The sequence below is a fragment of the Nonomuraea sp. B10E15 genome (assembly GCF_039871615.1).
Taxonomy (GTDB): Bacteria; Actinomycetota; Actinomycetes; order Streptosporangiales; family Streptosporangiaceae; genus Nonomuraea.
Genome location: NZ_JBDPMB010000018.1, coordinates 168,390 through 187,607, shown reverse-complemented (window position 1 = coordinate 187,607; position 19,218 = coordinate 168,390). Strand labels below are relative to the sequence as shown.

The 19,218-nt window shown below is 65.1% G+C and carries 21 protein-coding genes and 1 tRNA gene; 19 read left to right on the top strand and 3 right to left on the bottom strand.

From position 1 onward, the window contains the following. Positions 1-10 precede the first annotated feature (10 nt). The 5 genes from ABGB14_RS36825 to ABGB14_RS36805 all read left to right on the top strand — a co-directional run bounded on the left by ABGB14_RS36825 (position 11) and on the right by ABGB14_RS36805 (position 6,587). Positions 11-1,332 (top strand): transposase gene (locus tag ABGB14_RS36825; RefSeq protein ID WP_347648470.1). Its coding sequence is split into 2 segments (ribosomal slippage): positions 11-320 and positions 320-1,332, totalling 1,323 coding nucleotides; the frame shifts between segments, so codons are not numbered across the junction. Between the two features lie 804 nt (positions 1,333-2,136). Next, positions 2,137-3,096 (top strand): hypothetical protein, encoded by a 960-nt coding sequence (locus ABGB14_RS36820; protein ID WP_347648469.1) that lies wholly within the window; start codon positions 2,137-2,139, stop codon positions 3,094-3,096. An 871-nt stretch (positions 3,097-3,967) separates the two neighbouring features. After that, entirely contained in the window at positions 3,968-5,128 is a 1,161-nt protein-coding gene (locus ABGB14_RS36815) for a DUF262 domain-containing protein (protein ID WP_347648468.1), read from the top strand. A gap of 9 nt (positions 5,129-5,137) precedes the next feature. Beyond that, positions 5,138-5,878: an MAE_28990/MAE_18760 family HEPN-like nuclease gene (locus ABGB14_RS36810; RefSeq protein WP_347648467.1), complete on the top strand. Its 741-nt coding sequence runs from the start codon at positions 5,138-5,140 to the stop codon at positions 5,876-5,878. Positions 5,879-6,023: 145 nt separating this feature from the next. Next, a complete protein-coding gene (locus ABGB14_RS36805) occupies positions 6,024-6,587 on the top strand; it encodes an NUDIX hydrolase (RefSeq protein WP_347648466.1) in 564 nt (187 codons plus the stop codon). Here ABGB14_RS36805 and ABGB14_RS36800 read toward each other — a convergent pair. After that, entirely contained in the window at positions 6,565-7,782 is a 1,218-nt protein-coding gene (locus ABGB14_RS36800; protein WP_347648465.1) for an XRE family transcriptional regulator, read from the bottom strand. The two genes, ABGB14_RS36805 and ABGB14_RS36800, sit on opposite strands and share 23 nt — an antisense overlap. Positions 7,783-7,890: 108 nt before the next feature. Between ABGB14_RS36800 and ABGB14_RS36795 the strand changes: the two genes are divergently transcribed. The 12 genes from ABGB14_RS36795 (at position 7,891) to ABGB14_RS36740 (ending at position 15,759) form a co-directional block, all read left to right on the top strand. Continuing rightward, positions 7,891-8,316 (top strand): hypothetical protein, encoded by a 426-nt coding sequence (locus ABGB14_RS36795; RefSeq protein WP_347648464.1) that lies wholly within the window; start codon positions 7,891-7,893, stop codon positions 8,314-8,316. Beyond that, entirely contained in the window at positions 8,313-8,648 is a 336-nt protein-coding gene (locus tag ABGB14_RS36790) for a hypothetical protein (RefSeq protein ID WP_347648463.1), read from the top strand. Before ABGB14_RS36795 ends, ABGB14_RS36790 begins: the two co-directional genes overlap by 4 nt. Further along, positions 8,645-9,061 (top strand): hypothetical protein, encoded by a 417-nt coding sequence (locus ABGB14_RS36785; RefSeq protein ID WP_347648462.1) that lies wholly within the window; start codon positions 8,645-8,647, stop codon positions 9,059-9,061. The genes ABGB14_RS36790 and ABGB14_RS36785 overlap by 4 nt, the downstream gene beginning before the upstream one ends. A gap of 106 nt (positions 9,062-9,167) precedes the next feature. After that, positions 9,168-9,878: a GntR family transcriptional regulator gene (locus tag ABGB14_RS36780; RefSeq protein ID WP_347648461.1), complete on the top strand. Its 711-nt coding sequence runs from the start codon at positions 9,168-9,170 to the stop codon at positions 9,876-9,878. A gap of 122 nt (positions 9,879-10,000) precedes the next feature. Then, complete coding sequence (locus tag ABGB14_RS36775) at positions 10,001-10,420, top strand: plasmid replication, integration and excision activator (RefSeq protein ID WP_347648460.1); 420 nt, start codon at positions 10,001-10,003, stop codon at positions 10,418-10,420. Beyond that, entirely contained in the window at positions 10,417-10,731 is a 315-nt protein-coding gene (locus ABGB14_RS36770) for a hypothetical protein (RefSeq protein WP_347648459.1), read from the top strand. The genes ABGB14_RS36775 and ABGB14_RS36770 overlap by 4 nt, the downstream gene beginning before the upstream one ends. 89 nt (positions 10,732-10,820) lie before the next feature. Beyond that, positions 10,821-12,239 (top strand): FtsK/SpoIIIE domain-containing protein, encoded by a 1,419-nt coding sequence (locus ABGB14_RS36765; RefSeq protein WP_347648458.1) that lies wholly within the window; start codon positions 10,821-10,823, stop codon positions 12,237-12,239. After that, positions 12,236-12,436: a hypothetical protein gene (locus ABGB14_RS36760; RefSeq protein WP_347648457.1), complete on the top strand. Its 201-nt coding sequence runs from the start codon at positions 12,236-12,238 to the stop codon at positions 12,434-12,436. The genes ABGB14_RS36765 and ABGB14_RS36760 overlap by 4 nt, the downstream gene beginning before the upstream one ends. Then, on the top strand, positions 12,429-12,581 hold the full coding sequence (locus tag ABGB14_RS36755) for a hypothetical protein (RefSeq protein WP_347648456.1): 153 nt from the start codon (positions 12,429-12,431) through the stop codon (positions 12,579-12,581). Before ABGB14_RS36760 ends, ABGB14_RS36755 begins: the two co-directional genes overlap by 8 nt. A gap of 38 nt (positions 12,582-12,619) precedes the next feature. Further along, entirely contained in the window at positions 12,620-14,173 is a 1,554-nt protein-coding gene (locus tag ABGB14_RS36750) for a replication initiator (RefSeq protein WP_347648493.1), read from the top strand. 18 nt (positions 14,174-14,191) lie between these two features. Continuing rightward, complete coding sequence (locus ABGB14_RS36745) at positions 14,192-14,383, top strand: helix-turn-helix domain-containing protein (protein WP_319708962.1); 192 nt, start codon at positions 14,192-14,194, stop codon at positions 14,381-14,383. Next, positions 14,380-15,759, top strand: a complete 1,380-nt coding sequence (locus tag ABGB14_RS36740) for a site-specific integrase (protein WP_347648455.1) — start codon at positions 14,380-14,382, stop codon at positions 15,757-15,759. The genes ABGB14_RS36745 and ABGB14_RS36740 overlap by 4 nt, the downstream gene beginning before the upstream one ends. 235 nt (positions 15,760-15,994) lie before the next feature. Here the strand turns inward: ABGB14_RS36740 and ABGB14_RS36735 are convergent. Continuing rightward, positions 15,995-16,079: transfer RNA gene (locus ABGB14_RS36735), tRNA-Tyr, on the bottom strand. Between the two features lie 562 nt (positions 16,080-16,641). On the opposite strand from ABGB14_RS36735, the gene ABGB14_RS36730 reads away from it, so the two are divergent. Then, positions 16,642-17,142: a YajQ family cyclic di-GMP-binding protein gene (locus ABGB14_RS36730; protein WP_347648454.1), complete on the top strand. Its 501-nt coding sequence runs from the start codon at positions 16,642-16,644 to the stop codon at positions 17,140-17,142. Positions 17,143-17,279: 137 nt separating this feature from the next. Next, on the top strand, positions 17,280-17,753 hold the full coding sequence (locus ABGB14_RS36725; protein ID WP_347648453.1) for an NUDIX domain-containing protein: 474 nt from the start codon (positions 17,280-17,282) through the stop codon (positions 17,751-17,753). Here ABGB14_RS36725 and ABGB14_RS36720 read toward each other — a convergent pair. Beyond that, a complete protein-coding gene (locus ABGB14_RS36720) occupies positions 17,728-19,218 on the bottom strand; it encodes a hypothetical protein (RefSeq protein WP_347648452.1) in 1,491 nt (496 codons plus the stop codon). The genes ABGB14_RS36725 and ABGB14_RS36720 overlap by 26 nt on opposite strands.

The following is a 19,218-nucleotide window of genomic DNA, read 5'->3' as shown; positions in this document are numbered from 1 at the left end:
GGAGTTCCACGTGGCGATGAAGTCGTATCCGCCGGAGTTCAAGGCGGACGCTGTCGCGTTGTACCTGTCTGACCCGAGCCGGACGTACGCGTCGGTCGGCCGGGACTTGGGCGTGCACCCCGAGACGCTGCGCCTGTGGGTGCGTGAGGCCCGCGCGAACGGCACCGCCGGAGCCAGGAAGAAGGGGTCGGTCGAGGAGCCGGCCAGCGGGCCGCTCTCGTCCGACGACGTGCTGGAAGCCGAGAACAAGCAGCTCAAAGCCCGCATCCGGGAGCTGGAGCTGGAGCGCGACATTCTTCGCAAAGCTGCCAAATATTTCGCGGGCGAGACGAACTGGTGAGCCGCTTCCAGTTCGTTGCCGACCACCGCGACGCCTTCGGCGTGAAGCGGTTGTGCCGGGTGCTGTCGGTCTCCCGGTCCGCGGTGGCTTGGCTGAAAGCGGCCTCGCTGGACTTGGCGAGCCTGGAGGACGCCAAGACGGTACGGCTCGCCCTGCACGCCCTGACGCTGTGCCTCGACGGCAGCGCGGCGGCCTCAACGACGATCGCCCGCAAGCGTGCCGTCTTCCACGCCCTCCTGGAGTACGCGGTGGAGTTGGAGGAGCTTTCGGCAAATCCGCTGCACAAGGTCAAGTGGAAGCCGCCCAAGACCACCGAGACGGTAGACCCTCGGGTCGTGGTGAATCCGCGCCAGGCACAAGAACTGCTGACCGCGGTGACCTACGTGGGCCGACGCGGCAGAGGCCGGCGGCTGATGGCCCTCTTCGCCTGCATGTATTACGCCGCCCTACGCCCGGCCGAAGCGGTAGGACTTCGCATCCAGGACTGTCACCTGCCCGCGTCAGGCTGGGGACGGCTCACGATCGACGTATCCCGGCCGGAGGTCAACACCCAGTGGACCGACAGCGGAGACGCCCACGAAGAACGCGGCCTCAAGCACCGGGGCAGGCAAGACGTCCGCCCGGTGCCTATCCCTCCCGAACTCGTCGAGATCCTCCGCGAGCACATCGCCGAGTACGGGATCGCCAAGGACGGTCGCATCTTCAGCAGCGAACGAGGCGGTGTCGTGGCCTCCACCGCCTACACCGAGGTCTGGCAGGACGCCCGCCTCCTGGCCTTCACACCCGCCCAGGTCGCCTCTCCGCTCGCCAAGCGGCCCTATGACCTCCGGCACGCGGCCGTTTCCCTGTGGTTGAACGCGGGCGTCTCAGCCCCGGACGTGGCCGAACGGGCAGGGCACAGCGTCGATGTCCTCCTGAGGGTCTACGCCAAGTGCATCGACGGCCAACAGGAGATCGCCAACAAGCGGATCGGCGACGCCCTCGCCGCATGACCACGTACCAACCGCACCCAGAGCCCCGGCCCACCACCGGGGCTCTTCGTCTTGGCCGCGTATTGGCCGAATCCGGCCGCCGACCTGCGGAAACGCGCTCAAGATCATTGCACGTATATTGGTGGACCAGCGACAACGGGCCGCTCAGAGCGGCATCCGGCTGCATACCCCTGAAACGCAGAAGAGGCCCCGAAGGGCCTCTGAGCTGCGCTTACTGCGTGTGGCAGGTGCAAGGTTCGAACTTGCGTAGGCTGAGCCGACGGTTTTACAGCGGGTCGACGTTCCTGACTGCATCAGGCCTCTGACCTTGGGGTACGACTCTCGCCTTTCTGATACCAGGGAAGATCATCCCGCGTATATCCCGCGAGGCCGAGCCGGCCACGACCCCTCTGAACCTGCAGATTTAAACAAGACGATCAATCGGGGCCTGCGGGCCCCGGCCTGCACATATCCCGTAGACGTACGCTGAGGCTTGCCCGCGTGCGCTTCCTTGGCAGTACAGCAAAGCAGCCACAACCCGCATACAGGTCGGCGAACTCCCTGCTTGCAAATCGCTCTGTCCTCCTGATCCTGACCTGCCGAAGCCATCGACATGCGACATTCTGGACTCTATCAATGCTAGACGAACACATTACTCCCTATTTGGACAAAGGGCGCATCACATAACATAGCAACGTTCAGAGGCACTCCTCTCGCGCAGTGGGTATAGTTTCGCCTCGGACCGTCAAAACTAGCTAGAAAAGAGGAAGAAGTAGAATGATCCTCCGAGAATTTCTATATGTAGATACGGACAAAGTTCGCTCCATGCAAGCACAGCTCGACGGAGGGATCTTTGAGGAAGAGCGAGAGACGACAAAGCATGACAAAAGAACTGAGGCTGGGCTGCGTGGTGTAGCGAATCACTATCAAAACTGGGGAACTGAGAGATATATGCACAAATCTCTAGGTGACGCTCTTTTCCCCACACTGGAAAACTCCATGGAATCGGAAGGTTTCCTGGAAGATATAACCGACATTGTTGCCGACCCCGCAAACTGGCATTCGGGAGCGATCCAAAGGGATTTCCCTGCTGGTACAGTTGTGCGCATAACAGCGCCAGGGCGCCTTTTTGATGCCCGTTACATCGCTACGGTATTCTCGAGTTTTGTTGCCACCTATACCGGTCTAGAGGGAATCGGCGCACTCCCCGCAACCTCCACATCGCAGGGGAACAAGAAGCCACAACGTCCGGCTAAATCAAACACTGCTCTCGGCGAGAAGAAAGAGCTAGAAGATCTTATCCCTGATTTCTCTGGCATCAAGAGTGATACTGGAACGGTCTTCACATCTACACATCTGCGGGCCCTCGTCAAGCTTTGTCGAGGACTTTTCTCTCCCGGCCTACACTTCAACGCAATGCCTACAAGCGACGACAAACTACTAATTGGGTCACGACTTCAGGAAGGGCGCCAATTCCTGGACGGAGATCCCGAAATTCTATTTGCGCGCTACGGCTTCGAGCCACAGGCGTGGACCATCGTTGGCACAGTTGGCCACTATTCGCGCGAACTTAGTAGCTTTCAATCTCCGAGCCAGAAGCTGGTGGATGAGAACTCTAAATTGATGCGGGGGCGCACTTCTACTTTCATCAATGACTTCCTGCATTACCTAGGCACGCAAGGCTTTACGGACTTGCCGCAATACCCTGGATTCTCTGTCGTGCCCCTAGCGGTATACCGAACGATTCCGAGCAAAGGTCGCACGAGCCTTACAATCCAGCACTGACCGGACTGACTGTTGGCGACCGCCCGCACTGGCCCCTGATGGTCGGGCAGTCAGCTCAGCCCACCTCCCGCTCTCTCCAGGCACGACTTCATCCTGTTGGACCCACCCAAGCGAGAGACCCCCTCTGCTCCCCATCGTCTCTGTCGGCGGCGTATGCTGGTCAAAAGCGGGTGCTGCGCTGAACTCGACTCCCGAGCTGATGACAATCTTCGTGACGGTCCTCTGCATGGTCTTCCCGGAAGTCTCGTACACACGGAAGCATGATCTTTCGCGAGACAAGAAAGGCAAGGTGGTGCGCGATGATCGAACGAATGACCTTCGGGTCTCGATCGGCGGCCGGAAGGTGGCGGCACCTCTCGTGACAATGCTCTGTGCGTCCCTAGTGGGATGGCAGATCAGCGGGGGGTCGGGTTGAGCGCAGCAACGCAGCCTTTCCTAAGGTCCGTTCCCACCTGCTGCCGCAGACGAGATCCGCTACGTATAGCAAACATCGGCCACCGGACCCTAGCAAGCCATGCCTCAGCTCGGCAGCAGACCGCAACCAACTAGCCCCGGTGAACCGGTGCTGAGGGACGAAGCACCGGATCGTCGATCGCCCCCAACCCTGTATGGCGACCCGCCGTGCAGTGGCGATCGTAGAGCTGAATCTGCACGGCGGCGCGGCAACCCCGGCCGGAGCCGTTCGGTTGGTACGGCGGGGCCGGCGTGCGGTGCCCGGGCCGGTGTCCCGCCGCCGTCCGGGACCGGCCCCCAGGCCGCACGCCCGGACGGCGGGCGGGCGGAGGGCCGGGGGTACGGCGGCGCGCCGCGCCGCCGCTTGATCCCTATGTGAGCAATTCGGCAGTACGACTGGCATACCAACTCTTAACATGTGAGTGTTGCTACACAGGGAGGCGAGGTTGAGATGGCGGACAGCTTGGAGCAAGAAGCCCTTTTCAGCGACGAGGAAGAGGAGGCTACCGCAGAGCAAACCGAGTATCCCCTCGACGTCTCGCCAGACGACAGAAAGCTGGTGACGCAACCTTACGATCTCTCCCTGTCCACCCTCGTCGACGACATAAATCGCCACCGGTTGCTACTTAGCATCGAATACCAGAGAAAATATGTCTGGGACAGGTCCAAAGCAAGTCGCCTTATCGAGAGCCTACTTCTTAACATTCCCGTTCCCGTCTGCTATTTCGCCGAGAACGAGGACGGGACATATGAAGTGATTGACGGCCTTCAACGAATCACCACTATCAACGACTTCTTGCAGGATGGGTTCGCGCTCCGCGGCGTATCCGTCATCAAAGAGTTCGACGGCAGGAAGTACAGCGAACTTCCTATCAAAGACCAGCGACGCCTTAGCAATCGCACCATCCGCTGTATTGTCATCACCGAGGATTCACACCCGGATATCAAGTTTGACGTGTTTGAGCGCCTCAACACCGGTTCGGCCATGCTCGCAGCACAGGAATTGCGTAACTGCATCTACAGAGGAACGCTAAATAAGTTCCTTCGCGAGCTTGCCAAAGATGAGAACTACAGCCGGATACTTGGTGGCCTCAAAAACAACCGGATGGCATACGAAGAGTTGGCGCTTAGATTTTTCGCCTTGTATGAAAATCTCACCGATTACCGACCCCCACTGAGGCAGCTTCTGAATGCTTATATGCGGAGGCATAGGAACTCAAGACCCAGCGCCGAAGTAGTTGATGTTTTCAGGGATACATGCCGTACGGTCTACGAGATATTTGGGCCCAATGCTTTCCGAATTGTTAGAGATGGCAAATCTGGCGCCTTGAATAAGGCACTTTTCGACGCCCTAATGCTCCCGATAGCTTTTGCGGACCGGGCTGAGGCTGTAAGGAAGTCAGAGAAGGTTCGCGCATTGCGAACTGAATTGCTCGAAGCAGAGGCTTTCCAGATCGCCATCGGCCGCGCCACTGCTGACAAGACCAGACTGCACGGACGGATAGGGCAGTTTGCCGTAGGCCTCATTCGCCTAGGCGTGAGATGCAACATCCCAAATCTCTCCGAACACTCCAACTGACGGTGTCCAGTGGAAACGCAGAACCTCGGATCTCTCCCTGAATTCATGGATAGCTTACGAGAAGTTGACAGCCTTCTCACCGCTGCGCCGAATCAAACATTGCACGAAGGGCTCCCTTCTGATCACCGCCTTCAGCGGGAGTTGGGCAATGCCATAACTCGCGCATGTATGGTGATGCTGGTTGCCCACTTTGAAGGGTTTATTAAGGCCGCCCTCACCGAGCTAATCGATGAAATCTGCGCAGCAAAGCCACCTGCTCGGCGAATTCCAGACCCACTACTGGAATTGATGACACGAGGGCGAATAGACGAGATTCTGGGGACATCAGGAGAAGAGCGTATCAATCGTACTAGAAAGCTCTTTACGTCGTATGCCCAGCTTTGGGATGATGATCGAACCGTCGCCCCTCATCTCTTGTCAGCAAAAATACTGACGCGCCAGTTCACAAATGCTCGCCCGGAGGTATTGGGCGAAGTTTTTGGCCTTATCGGAGTAGACGACGCGATCTCCCGAATTGATGAAGCAGTTAATCTTGCTATCAAACAAAGAGGCGACGAAGCCACCACGATTAGGGTAGCTGTCAAGCTCGGCGAGATTGTCGACCGACGTAATAAGATCGCCCATGGCGATCGCAGTGAGACTCCCACTCCACCCGAGATTCAGAACTACAAGATATTTCTGAAGGACGTCGCTGACGCTATAGCGCTGATTGTCAGCCAGAGAATCAACTACTGCTGTTCACTGCGCTGAAAGTTAGGAACGATACAAACTCATGCTATGTGCAGGGCGGAACACTCAGGCGATCTGATACGTCAGGTGCTAAGGCCGAGTCACTGCATGCCTCTCTCGGTTGAAAGCCGTGTGCCACATGCCTCCAAGCAGGTAGCTTCACAGTGTGGGTGATGACGCTGAGCTGACGCGCTGGGTCGTGCATGGGGAACGTCTGGTCTATGACAACCGGTGGATCCGGTTGGGGCTGGCGGATGTGGAGATCCCGGGTGGTGAGCGGTTCGAGCATCACGTGGTGCATCTCGACCGCGCGGCAATCGCCGTCGTCTTGGACGAGCAAGACCGCGTTCTCCTGATGTGGCGGCATCGGTTTGTGTTCGATCGGTGGGGGTGGGAATTGCCCGGCGGGCTGATCGAAGCCGGCGAGGATCCGATGGTCACCGCTCTGCGGGAGGTGGAAGAGGAGACCGGGTATCGACCCAAGGGTCTCGAGCATCTGGTCTCGTATCAGCCGATGGCTGGGATGGTGGACTCCGAGCACATCCTGTTCGTGGGGCGCGGGGCGGAGCTGGTGGGCAAGCCTGAGGGTGAGGTGGAGGCCGACCGGATCGAGTGGGTCCCCATGAGTGAGATCCCGGGCATGGTGGCGCGCGGGGACATCTGGACGTCGGGGACTTTGGTCGGGGTGCTTCAGGCTCAGGTGTGGCTCAACAACCAAGACCGCGGTTGACGGCTTTTGCCAGTTCGTTGATGCGGCGGCGTTGCCGGCGGCTGCCGGTCATGGTGGCCAACTGCTGGGCTCGTTGTATGTGGGGCTGGGCGGCTTCGGGGTCTCCGGCGGCGATCAGGGCGTGGGCGAGGTCGCAGCGTACGCCGGACTCGGCGCGGTTGTAGGTGCCGTCCATCCCGGCCAGGGCTGAGCGTAGGTCCTCGGCGGTGGCGGGGTCACCGAAGCGGACCAGGCAGTTGCCGCGCCAGCGGGCCAGGTGATGGGTGTTGATCGACAGGTAGGGCATGTCCTGGTCGGTGTCCCCCTCGGGGAGCAGCGAGACGGCTTGATCGAGGGCGCGGCGGCAGGTGGTCTCGTCGCCCAGGACGGCGGCGGCTTCTGCTTCGGCGGCTGAGAGCCAGGTTCTGAGCCGGGCGGGTACGCGGGCATGGTGCTGGGCGTGCACGTGCTGGAGGAGTTCCATTGCCTCGGCAGGCCGGCCGAGTTCCATCAGGACGTAGGCCTGTTCGCCGGAGACGTAGGCCAGGACGGCGGGGTCCTCGGCTTCGTAGGCGGCGGCCCTGGCCTGTTCGTAGTGGTGCCAGGCGTCTTTGAGTGCCAGGGCGTTGATGGCCTGCCATCCGGCCAGTGAGGCGGTTTCGGCGAGGAGGTGGGCGAGTTCGGCGCGCATGCCGGGGCGTACGGCGTGGCGGTGGGCGCGCTGGATCTGGGAGATCTGGGCGCGCATCTTGTCGGCGATGGCCACTCCCCCGAGTCGCCGGTCCAGGAGGCGCAGGTTGTTGGTGTCGGTGCGCAGGATCATGACCGTGGTGGGGTCGATGGTGGCCGTGCTGTCGAGCAGTTCGGCGAGTTCGCGGGCCTGGTCCTCATGCTCGTCGTCCTCGTCGTGGGCCTGGGGTGTTCCAGTCAGCGGCGCCAGGCCGAGGAGCATGCGGGCGTGGTCGGGCAGGCGCAGGCCGTTGGCGACACGTTCGATGACGGCGAGTTCTTTGATGCAGCCTCCGCCGTTGAGGATCTTGTTGACGCGGGGCTGGCCGAGGCCGGTGGCGGTGCCGATGCGGACCTGACTGGCGCCGTATTTGCGAGCGATCCTGAAAAGTCCGGCAATGTCGCGGCTCTTGAGTATTTCCCGGGTCTCGTCCTGATCCCAGACGGCGGCGGGTAGCTCAATTGGGTCGAACGCGCCATTTTGCATTTCGGACCTCCGGCGTCCTGTTGCCGGGATGATGTCGTGCTCTGGCGTGAAGCCTATATGCGCTCGTGCTATATCAGCGTGAGATAGGTCTAAAAAGCATGGACATTCATGCTGACCGGCATGACAACGCCAGTTAGATGCACAGAGTGCGAGGGGCGAGGCTGGAAGATCGTCACTCGTCGCGGCCACGTGACCGCCTCCGGGCTGGGCCTGGCCGCGTCCGCTCAGGAGGACTGCCGTTCCTGCACCGGCTCTTCTGAGACGCTGCGGGAGGGCTTCTCCTGGGCCGTCCGCATCCTCACCGAGAATGGCGAAATCGTCGGTCCGAGCGGGTGGAGCGGGTTCCAGGCGACCGCGATGGACGAGCTGCGCACCGCGATGCGTGCCATGTCGCGCGAGGCTGCGGTCCGGGGCAGCATCTGGCACACCTTCCACGACTTCGGCGCTGGTGAGAGCGCCCAGGCGCAGCGCGAGATTTTCCGCGCGTACGTGGATCCGGCCGGTTCGGTGCGATTCGAGCGGGTGGAGAAATGATCTCTCCGGTCATGGTCGCGATGGACCCGTGCCGGTCGGCCGAAACACTGCGCGATGCTTTGCGGCAGGACGGCATCAATTCCGACGTCCACGACGGTTACGGGCTGGCACTGGTTTCGGTCTGGGTGGGCCTGGTCGTCTGGTGCGACGGCGCGCGTTTTTGGTGGCGTACCGGATGGAATGCCGATCGCCGCCGCGTGATTTACGCCTGGCACCCCGCGACCGACCCTTTCCGGGCGGCTCGCCGGATCGCCTTGCGGTACGCCGAACTCCGCACCCAGCACCGCCCGATCACCTCGCACCACTCGCCCACCTCGGCGGAGCCGTTGTGAACCGCCTCGGCTGGCGGGCCACCATCGTGAGCACCCTGCACAGCCACGCCCGCGTCCGGGCCAACCACGCTGCGCTGGTAGGCCGGGAGGGCGTTGTGGTCGCGGTGCTCCGTAACGGCACGGCGGCCCTCGTCCAGCTCGATGAGCAGCCGTTCGATCTGCCCGGCGGCGCCCAGCGCTGGCCGCTGCAATGGGATGACCTCGACCTCAAGGAGCCGGTTGAGCTGGCCGCTCCCCCGGCCTATGTGGCCGGCCTGGCGTCGGGGCGGGTGCACGCCGTCATCCCCGGTACGAAGGCCGCTCTCTGCTCGGCTCCAGTCGAACCGCTGCCGATCTGCGGCTGGTCGGTGAGTTTCGCCCCGCATGTCTCCCGGGCCTGCCCCGAATGCGTGGCCGTGCTGGCGGACTGCTGAGTTAGATCCTGCTCGCCTATGAACGCGGGCCGCTGACAGGCCATGGCTCAGCCGGTACTGTGCTTATGCGCACAAGTGGAAGAGTGAACGGGCGGTTGAGATGGGCATGGATTTCGCCCCACCTAAATACGCGCAGGTCATGCGGACGATTCAGGATCGCATCGAATCGGGCGAGTACGCCCCCGGCGACATGCTGCCGTCCGAAACCCAGCTTGTGCGCGAACTCGGCGTGGGCCGGACCACGGTCGTGCGGGCGTTGCAGACTCTCGCCATGCAGGGGTGGATCGAACGGGAGCACGGGCGCGGCTCGTTCGTCAAAGGCCGTCCGCAGAGCGCGGCCGACCGGGTACGCCCCAGCCTGATGACGGCAGAGCAGGGCGAGAGCCTGGATGCCGTGCTTGAGGCCGGGCGCGTTCCGGCGCCCCGCCATGTCGCCCGGCTGCTCGGCGTCGCCGAGAAGACCCCTGTGGTCGTCCGCAGGCGGCTCGCGCGGCAGGCCAATGTGATCTCGGCGGTAGAGACCGTTTGGGTCCCGCTGGAACACGCCCTCGGCACCGACCTGGACAAGCCCGAACCCTTGCGACGCGGCATCCGCCAGCACCTCCAAGCCGTCAAGCACCTGCGCTTCGACCACATCACCGAGCGGATCAACGCGCGCACGCCCACCAAGGAAGAGGCCGAGCTGCTCGGCTCGTCCGGGCCGGTCCTCGGCGTGCTCGCCACGGTGCACGACCCCGCCGGCAACGTGCTCATGGTGGTCAGCCTGGCCCTGCCGGGGAGCCTGCACGAACTCGAAGATGTCTTCAAGGTGAGCTAACTCTTACCCGCCCCTTACCGCTCATCCACTTGTGCGGACGAGTTGTGATCACCTACTCTCAACTCATACGGACAAGTGGACGAGCGAACGAAGAGTCGTCCCCGACGAAAGGAGGATCCCTCATGGCAATCCAAGGACCGATCCCGGTCAGCTTCGAGCAGGCGTTCCCGCACGGCTGCTTCCTCGTCGGCCAGGTCGAGCAGGTCAAGAACTTCGAAGCCTCGACCGGCGGCAAAACCGTCTACGCCCGGGACAAGACGACCGGTGAGCCGATCTGGCAGGTCCCCGTCATGGACGGCGACCCGAACCTCAAGGCCGGTCAGAAGACCATCGCGGTCAAGATCCTGTCCGAGACCGAGCCCGTCGCCCCGCCCGCGCTGGCCGGCCTGCCGATCGCGCCGGTCGAGTTCACCGGCATGACCATCACGCCGTACGTGAACCCGGCCGGACGACTGGCCTACTCCTACCGGGCCACCGGCATGAAGCCCGCCCGTCCCAAGCAGCAGGCCGCACCGGCCGCCGGTAAGGAGGCAGCGGCGTGAGCTCCGGCCCATACACCTACGTCACGCTGACGATGCGGCCGGACTCCGCGCCCCATCTGTCCATCTCGTTCCACACGCCGGGCCTGCGGGTCAGCGCCGGAATGCTGTTCAACAGCCCCCGGCCGTACCTGGAGATCAGCTCGCGTGACACGGACGTGCACATCTCCACCACCGGAGCCGGGCCGGTCACCAGCGCCGACCTGGACACCGCCCGCGAAATCTTCAACGCCGCCGCTCGCTACCTGGCCGACTGCGAGCGCCTGCACGCCGAACAGCCGGCCACCGACCAGACCGCCACCGGGGCGGCCTGACCCGTAAGGCGGGGCCGCCAGAAGCGGCAACTTCCGGCGGCCCCCTTGCTCTCCCGCGACTTCCACATCAACGAGGAGGTGTCCAGCTTATGTTCAAGCGCCTGCCTGGAGACGAGGCGCGCAACCTCGTCACCACGACCCCGGACACGGCCGTCGTCTTCCGCCCGGCCATCGTCACCACCCCCGCCATCCTCACTCTGATCATCCTCGCCGGGCGTGTCCTGGCCGGGCTGGTCCGGATGACCTGGCGGCACCCCGTCGCCACGCTGGCCACCGTCGCGCCCGGCGTGCTCACCCTCCTGTACGGCTGGCAGACCGCGCTTCTGCTCACCGCACCCACCCCAGCCGGCCTCGCCGCCTGGGCACTGACCGACCGGGACTCCTTCGTCCGGCTGGTCGGACGTCGGCTGCAAGCCTGGTGGCGGCTCATTTGGATCTACCGGCGCCACTGGCAACCCGTCATGATCGTCTCCGGCCTCGGCAGGCACATCCGGGGACGCGACTACCTGCCCCGCCTCGTCAAGGTCACCTGCACCCCGTGGGCGGACCTGGTGACCGTGCGCATGCTCAAGGGCCAGGCGGTCAAGGACTGGGCCGACCGCCTCGACCACCTCGCCCAGGGCTTCGGCGCCGCCTCCTGCCGGGTCGCACTGACCCACGATGGACGGCTGACGCTGACATTCCCGCGTCACGACCCGCTCGCCGTCCCGATCCCCTCGCGCCCGCTGCCGGACGTGGCCACCGTCGAAGCGATCGAGGTCGGCAAGCAGGAGGACGGGCGGCCCTGGCTGCTCAAGGTTCACGGCACTCACGTGCTCGTGGCCGGTGCGACCGGGGCCGGCAAGGGCTCGATCCTGTGGTCCGCGATCCGCGGGCTCCTGCCCGCCGCACGTGAGGGCCTGGTGGAGTTGTGGGCGCTGGATCCCAAGCTGATGGAACTGTCCTACGGGCGGGATCTGTTCGGATCGCGCTTCGCCGCCACTCCGCAAGAGTGCGCCGATCTCCTCGATGAGGCCGTGAGCATCATGCAGAAGCGGGCCGCCCGGTTCGCCGGGCTCCAGCGCAACCACACGCCCACGGTCGAGGACCCGTTCGTCCTGGTCGTGGTCGATGAGGTGGCGTTCCTGACCGCGTACCAGACGGACCGCCAGCTCAAGCAGCGCATCTCCGCCGCGCTGGCCACGCTCACCACCCAGGGCCGCGCGGTCGGCGTCGGCGTCCTGGCAGCACTCCAGGACCCCCGCAAGGAGGTCATGAACATCCGCAACCTGTTCCCCGACAAGATCGCCCTCAGGTTGGACGAGTCGGAACAGGTGGACATGGTCCTCGGCGACGGAGCCCGCGGCCGTGGCGCCCTTGCAGACCACATCTCACCCGTCCCCGAACTCGGCGCGGGCATCGGCTACGTCCGCCTGGAGACCAGCCCCGAACCCGTCCGGGTCCGCGCGGCCTACGTCTCCGACACCGACATTCGCGCCATGGTCGCCACCTACGGGAAGGCGGCATGAGGATCTGCTTCCACGGCACCGCCGACGAACTCGACCTGGTGACAGGCCGCCCCCTCATGGTCCTGCTGACCGCCCGGGACCTGCCCCGCATGCGGGTCTTCGAGCTCTACCAGGCCCGCGTGCTCGCCCACCCCTACGACGGGCGGTACCGGCTGTGCGCTGAGATCGCCGAAACGGAGGTGAGCCCCGATGCGTGACATGACCTACCTGCTGGAAGGGCTGCGCTGCTCGACCTGCCGGTCCGACAACACGCTCTGGCTCGACCTGGAGCCGGGCCTCGTCGAGTGCCGCGAATGCGGCCAGGGCGCGCTCATCGTCGCCGACGACGGGGAGGATCAGTGACCTACGATCGCGCTCTGCCCCGGGCCGAACGGCTGCGCATGCCGTGGGCGCGTGACGTCGCTCTGGAGGTCGCCAAGCAGTACGGCGTCTGCATCCGCCCCATCGCGCTCAAGCGCATCGACCTCCAGACCGGGCAGAGCGAGATCATCGATGTGTCCTGCGGGACTACCAGGGAGGCCGTCTGCCCACCGTGCGCCAAGCGCAACCGGCAACTCCGCATGGCCCAATGCCGGGAAGGCTGGCACCTCGACCACGAACCCGCCATCACCCCGGACGAACCGAACGACGAACAACGCTGGCTGATCGAGTTCCGCGCCGACATGCAAGCCCGCCGCGACGCCGCCGAGCAGGCCGGCGAGGACACCACCGACCTGGACGCCGTCCTCTCGGGCCTGGACGACGAGATCAACGCGGCCGGGATGCGCGGCAACGTCCTCGGCCGGACCACCCCTAAACGCACCCGATCCACCCGCCGACGGCAAGACTGCCCGGACCTGCCCAGCCGCAAGATGGCCAGCACCACGCTCGGCCGGACGTTCACCAGCTCGGACGGCAAGGTCTACCGACCATCGCTGTTCGTCACGCTGACCCTGCCCAGCTACGGCAAGATCCGCGACGGCGTCCCGGTCGATCCCGACACCTACGACTACGCCCGCGCGGCCCGGGACGCGCTGCACTTCTCCAAGCTGGTCGACCGCTTCGTGCAGAACCTCCGCCGGGTGGCGGGCTACGACGTGCAGTACTTCGCCGCCGTCGAGCCGCAAAAGCGGCTCGCTCCGCACCTGCACATGGCGATCAGGGGTACCCTGCCCAGGGCGGAGATCAAGCAGATCGCGGCGGCCACCTATCACCAAGTGTGGTGGCCCCCGGCCGATCGGGTCGTCTTCGACGGCGAGCACCTGCCCGTCTGGGATGACCAGGCCGGTTACGTCGATCCGGCCACCGGTGAGGTCCTGCCCACCTGGGGCGAGGCGCTCGACCAGCTCGACACCGACGACACGGCCGAACCCTTGCACGTGATCCGCTTCGGCACTCAAGTGGACGTGCAAGGCGTCCTGGCCGGCACACCCGACGCAGACCAGTGCATCCGCTACCTGTCCAAGTACCTGACCAAGTCACTCGGCGAAAGCCTCGACACCGACGACCAAGCGCGCCGCGACCACGCCGCCCGCCTGGCCGAGGCGCTGCGCTTCGAACCCTGCTCGCCCACCTGCGCGAACTGGCTCCGCTACGGCATCCAGCCCAAGGGAGCCAAAGCCGGGATAACCCCGGGCCGCTGCCGTGGCACGGCCCACAAGCCCGAACACCTCGGCTACGCCGGGCGCCGCGTCCTGGTCTCCCGCAAGTGGTCCAACAAGACCCTCGCCGAACACAAGCAGGACCGCCGCACGTGGGTCCTGGAAGCCCTCGGCCAGACCGACCAACCACCAGACCCCCACCGATACACCTGGAAGCCCGTCCCGGCCGGAGACGCCAACGTGCCACCGCTGGCCGTCCGGCTCCTCCGCACCGTGGCCGAACGCCAACGATGGCGCGCCCATATGGCCCAACTCGAAGCCCAAGCAGCGGGCCGAGATCTTTTCGGCAACTGAGCAGACGGGAAGGGCGGCATGAGCAAACGAAACGAACTCCTCACCGTCGCGCAGGTCCTCGAAGAACTCGGCGGCGTCTCTCGCCGCACCTTCTACCGCTGGCGCGAGATCGGCAAGGCCCCGAAGGGCATTCGCCTGCCCAACGGTGAGCTCCGCATCTACCGCAGCGACCTTGATGCTTGGCTCGAATCCCTCCGGAGTGCAGCATGACGACCTCATACGACGTGAAGTTCTGGGAGATCCGGCGGAACAAGTCCAGCAAGTCACCCTCCTACGAGGTGCGTTGGAAGGTCGGCGGCCGGGAGAAGTCCAAGACGTACACGACCAAGGCCCTCGGCGAGAGCTTTCTGACGGACCTGCGGCAGGCCGCGCGACGGGGAGAAGCGTTCGACCTGGAGACAGGTCTCCCCGAGTCGATGACCAAGGCCAAGGATGCGCGGACGGTCCTCGACTTCGTGAAGGCGTACGTTGAGGCCCGCTGGCCGTACGCAGCTGCCAAGAGCCGTGACAGCATGTCGGACGCTCTTGCGACGGCTCTTCCGGCGTTGACGACGGAGATGGCCGGGCGCCCGGATGCCGCCCTCCTCCGTAAGGCCCTGCGCCAATACGTGCTGCTGCCTGAAGGGAAGCGGCCCGCCATGCCCGCCGACATCGCGCGGGCCGTCCGCTGGCTGGAAGCCGCGTCGCTCACCATGGAAGACCTCAACGACACCAAGGCCGTCCGCCCGGCCCTCGACGCCCTCGCGCTCCGCCTCGACGGCAAGCAGGCCGGCGCCAACACGATCAGGCGGAAGCGCGCTGTCCTTCACCACGTCTTCGAGTACGCGGTCGAGCTGGAAGAACTGCCGTCCAACCCGCTGCACCGGATCAAGTGGAAGCTACCGAAGACGACCGAGACCGTGGATCCGCGGGTCGTGGTCAACCCTCGTCAGGCCAGGGAACTACTCGTGGCGCTCACCTACGTGGGCAAGCGCCAGCGTGACGGGAAGGGGCGGGGCCGGCGATTGATGGCCATGTTCGCCTGCATGTACTTCGCCGCCCTCCGCCCCGGCGAGGCGGTCAGTCTCCGCGAACAGGACTGCCACCTTCCGGCGAACGGCTGGGGACGGCTCACCCTCAACAGCTCACGACCCGAGGTGAACCGCCGATGGACCGACACCGGGGACGCTCACGAGCTGCGCGGTCTCAAACATCGGGGCGAAGATGACGTCCGCCGGATCCCGATCCCTCCGGAACTGGTGAAGATCCTTCGGCAACACATCGAAGAGTTCGGCGTAGCTCCTGACGGGCGGCTGTTCCGCAGTGAGCGCGGCGGCGTGGTCGCCTCGACGGCCTACACCGAGGTCTGGCAGGAAGCCCGCGCCCTGGCTCTCACGCCCGCCCAGGTCGCCTCACCGCTCGCCCGGCGGCCTTACGACCTTCGGCACGCGGCCGTCTCGCTCTGGCTAAACGGCGGCGTACCGGCTCCAGAGGTAGCTTCCCGTGCCGGTCACGGCGTGGATGTCCTGCTGCGCGTGTATGCCAAGTGCATCGACGGCCAGGAGGACATCGTCAACCAGCGGATCGCGAACGTACTGACCGCATGAGATCCCGAACAGCACCACTCGAAGGGCTCCGGCTTCCCCGGGGCCTTTCGGCGTTGCAGGGCCGCGTCATCCCGCACAGACTCCGGGGCATGGGCCTCGACCTGGGGGAACGCCCTCAGATCCATCCCGCGTATATCCCGTGACCACCGACAAACGGCCGCTCAGGGCTGCATCTGGCTGCACACCCCTGAAATGCAGAAGAGGCCCCGTAGGGCCTCTGGCCTGCAGCTACTGCTGGTGGCAGGTGCAAGGTTCGAACTTGCGTAGGCTGAGCCGACGGTTTTACAGACCGCTCCCTTTGGCCACTCGGGCAACCTGCCGTGTCTTCCGCTCTCGCGGCGACAGACAGAAGGATAGCGGACTTCCGAGGTGTACGTGACACCGGTTTGTCCCGGGCCGGATCGCGGTCGCGTGCCACACCGGCGCTGGCCGGTCCTTCGGCGCACGCAACATCCTCCGTGCGCGGCCGTGTCGTGTGGAACGCCCCGGGAGGGCCGGGAACGTGTCACGGACGTGAAGGCGCGTGACACGACGTGGAGCGCCGTTCAGACCTCCACGGTGACGCGACGCGGTGGGAACGCCGTACGGACCTCCATGGTGACGCGACGCGGTGGGAACGCCGTTCAGACCTCCACGGTGACGCGACGCGGTGGGAACGCCGTTCAGACCTCTAGGGGTGACGAGTTCCAGGGGTGGCGGCGCGTGGGTCTCCGCGGAAACGGGCCGGATGGGGCGTCGGTGGGAGCGGGTGAACGGTGTGGTGGGGGGCGCGACGGGTTGGGGGCCTGCATGGCGGGCCGATGCTGGCTAGGCTCGTGCGCTGGGTCCGCGCCGCGTACGCCGTGCCGGCGGGATCCGGAGAGTGCTTTCGCAGCTGAGAGGATGGGTGTTTTGGCTGATTCGTCGTTCGACATCGTCAGCAAGATCGACCGGCAGGAGGTCGACAACGCTCTGAACCAGACGGTCAAGGAGCTCGGGCACCGTTTCGACTTCAAGGGCACCGGGGCGGCCATCAGCTGGTCCGGGCAGGAGAACATCGAGGTCAAGGCGAACAGCGAGGAGCGGGCCAACGCCGCACTCGACGTGTTCAAGGACAAGGTGGTCAAGCGGGGCCTGTCGCTGAAGATTCTCGATGCGGGCGAGCCCAAGCTGTCGGGCAAGGAATACCGCCTGCTGGTCAGCCTGAAGGAGGGCATCGACCAGGAGAACGCCAAGAAGATTTCGAAGATGATCCGCGATGAGGGGCCGAAGGGGGTCAAGGCGCAGATTCAGGGCGAGGAGCTTCGGGTCAGTTCGAAGAAGAAGGATGACCTCCAGGACGTCATCGCGCTGCTCAAGGGCAAGGACCTGGACATCGCCCTGCAGTTCGTGAACTACCGCTAGTTCGCGGGCGTGGAACCGCGACGGCTCCGGAGGTGGCTGAGGGGCATACGGGGCACATGGCCGGGCGCGGCGTTCTCGTACGAGGGCGGCGTGACCCCGCCTGTGCCTCGGGTCCGGCCCGCCTATGCTCAGTTGTCGTGACGAAGATCCCCCTGCGCCGCTTCACGGCACGTGCCCTGCCCCTTGATGATCAGGATCGCGTTCTGCTGCTTCACGGTTTTGATCCTGCTCGCCCTGATCAGCCGTTCTGGTTCACGATCGGCGGGGCCGCCGAGGGCGGCGAGACGTTGCAGGAGGCGGCGGCGCGGGAGTTGTTCGAGGAGGTCGGGATCCGGGCGGACGTGAGCCAGTTCACCGGTCCGTACGGATCCAGCGTGATCGAGTTCGAGTGGTCCGACTACGCCATCACGCAGGATCAGACGTTCTTCGCGGTCAGGGTCGGATCCGAAGCGGCGGTGTCGTTCGAGCACATGGAGCAGATCGAGAAGGACACGACGACCGCCTACAGGTGGTGGAGCGTGGCGGAGCTCGAGAGCACGCGCGAGGTCTTCTTCCCCGTGAATCTCGCGGAGATCCTGCGGAAGATCACTGCGGGCGGAGGACTCGCGTAGCGCCCGCGATCAGCGCCGTCGCCAGGATCCACCCGCAGACGATCAGCCCGTACGCGAGCCACTGCGTCCAGCCCGCCGGGTCGAACATCTCCCGTTGCCCGAACGCCGGGATCGGGAGCAAGAGGTCGAAGCTGTAGGCGAACGAGTTGAAATCGGGGCTCTCATCGGGTTTGAGGGCCCTGGGTGGGTTGAGTGCGAAGACGACCGTTCCGACGGCCAGCAGGAGCGTGAACCACATGCCGGCCAGCCATGGCCGGTAGCCGTACCCGACGGCCGCGTCGAGCAGCCGCCCCCACATCCGGCCGCCCAGCCCCTGTGTCTGCCGCCTGGCGCGCAACTTGGCGAGCTGGGCGCGGCGGGCGAGCGCGTCGTTGCCGTCGCTGAGGTACCACGCGGCCAGTTGCTCGTACGGCTGCGGCCGGAACCCCTCCGGGTCGCGCGTCACCCACTCGATGCGCCGGGCCACGCCAGAACCGCGCAGACGGTCGTACGTGAGGCCGTTGAGGCGGAGCTTGTCCGGCCAGGTGTCGGGGCTGTCGTGCAGGGTGCCGACCGTGGTGTGGGCGAGGGTGACGACGCCGTCGATGGGCTCCGACGGCGTGAGTGACAGCTCGCGAACCTCCATGTGGCTCGCGTGGAGTGCGTAGCGGGTGTCGGGGCTGCTGAGGACGCCGGCGAACGCGAGCGTGCCGTTGACGCGGGCGCCGCGCAACCGTACGCAGCCGGATGCCTGGAATCCACCGGTGCAGCGCATGCTGTCTTCGACGACCATGTTGTCGGCGGTCAGGGCGTCCTTGCCGGGATTACGGAGAGTGGCGCCGTCGAGGAAGAACCCCCCGTTCAGGCGGGAACCGACCAGGCTGACGCCGCCGGTGAGGTCGGCGTTGCGCATGTACATGCCGGAGTCGACGACGATGGAGTTCGCGTAGAGCGCCCACTTCCCGTCGTCGGACACCACCTTGGTGCCGCCCAGCCACAGGCCGCTCTCGAACTGGGCCCGGCTCACGCGGACGGTGCCGGTGCTGTGGGAGCCCGAGAGGCTGAGGTGGCCTGCGACCCGCATGCCGCCGCCGCTGAGGCCCGGGAAGTGGCAGTCGGTCAGGCGGATGGTGCGGGTGGCGGAGCCGGTGAGCTGGATGGGTTCGTCCAGGTGGCAGCCGCTCAGGACGAGTTCGTACGGGATCGTGCCGCCGACGATCGACAGCCGGCCGGTGATCCTGGCGCCGCGCAGGCGCAGGGCCGGCGCGGCGCCCCCGCCGTCGTCACGGGCGCCGAGCAGCAGCCGGGTGATCACCTCGGCCCTGATCGTACGGTCGGGGCCCCAGGTGTGGCCGTCGGTGGGTGCGTTCGACCCTGCCGGGCGGCCGGCGCTGATCTCCAAAGGGCTCAGCTCGACGAGCCGGCCCGTGGGGAAGGCGTCCCAGAGCTTGCGCTCCGCTTTGGTTAATCGTGGAAATCGGCCCAT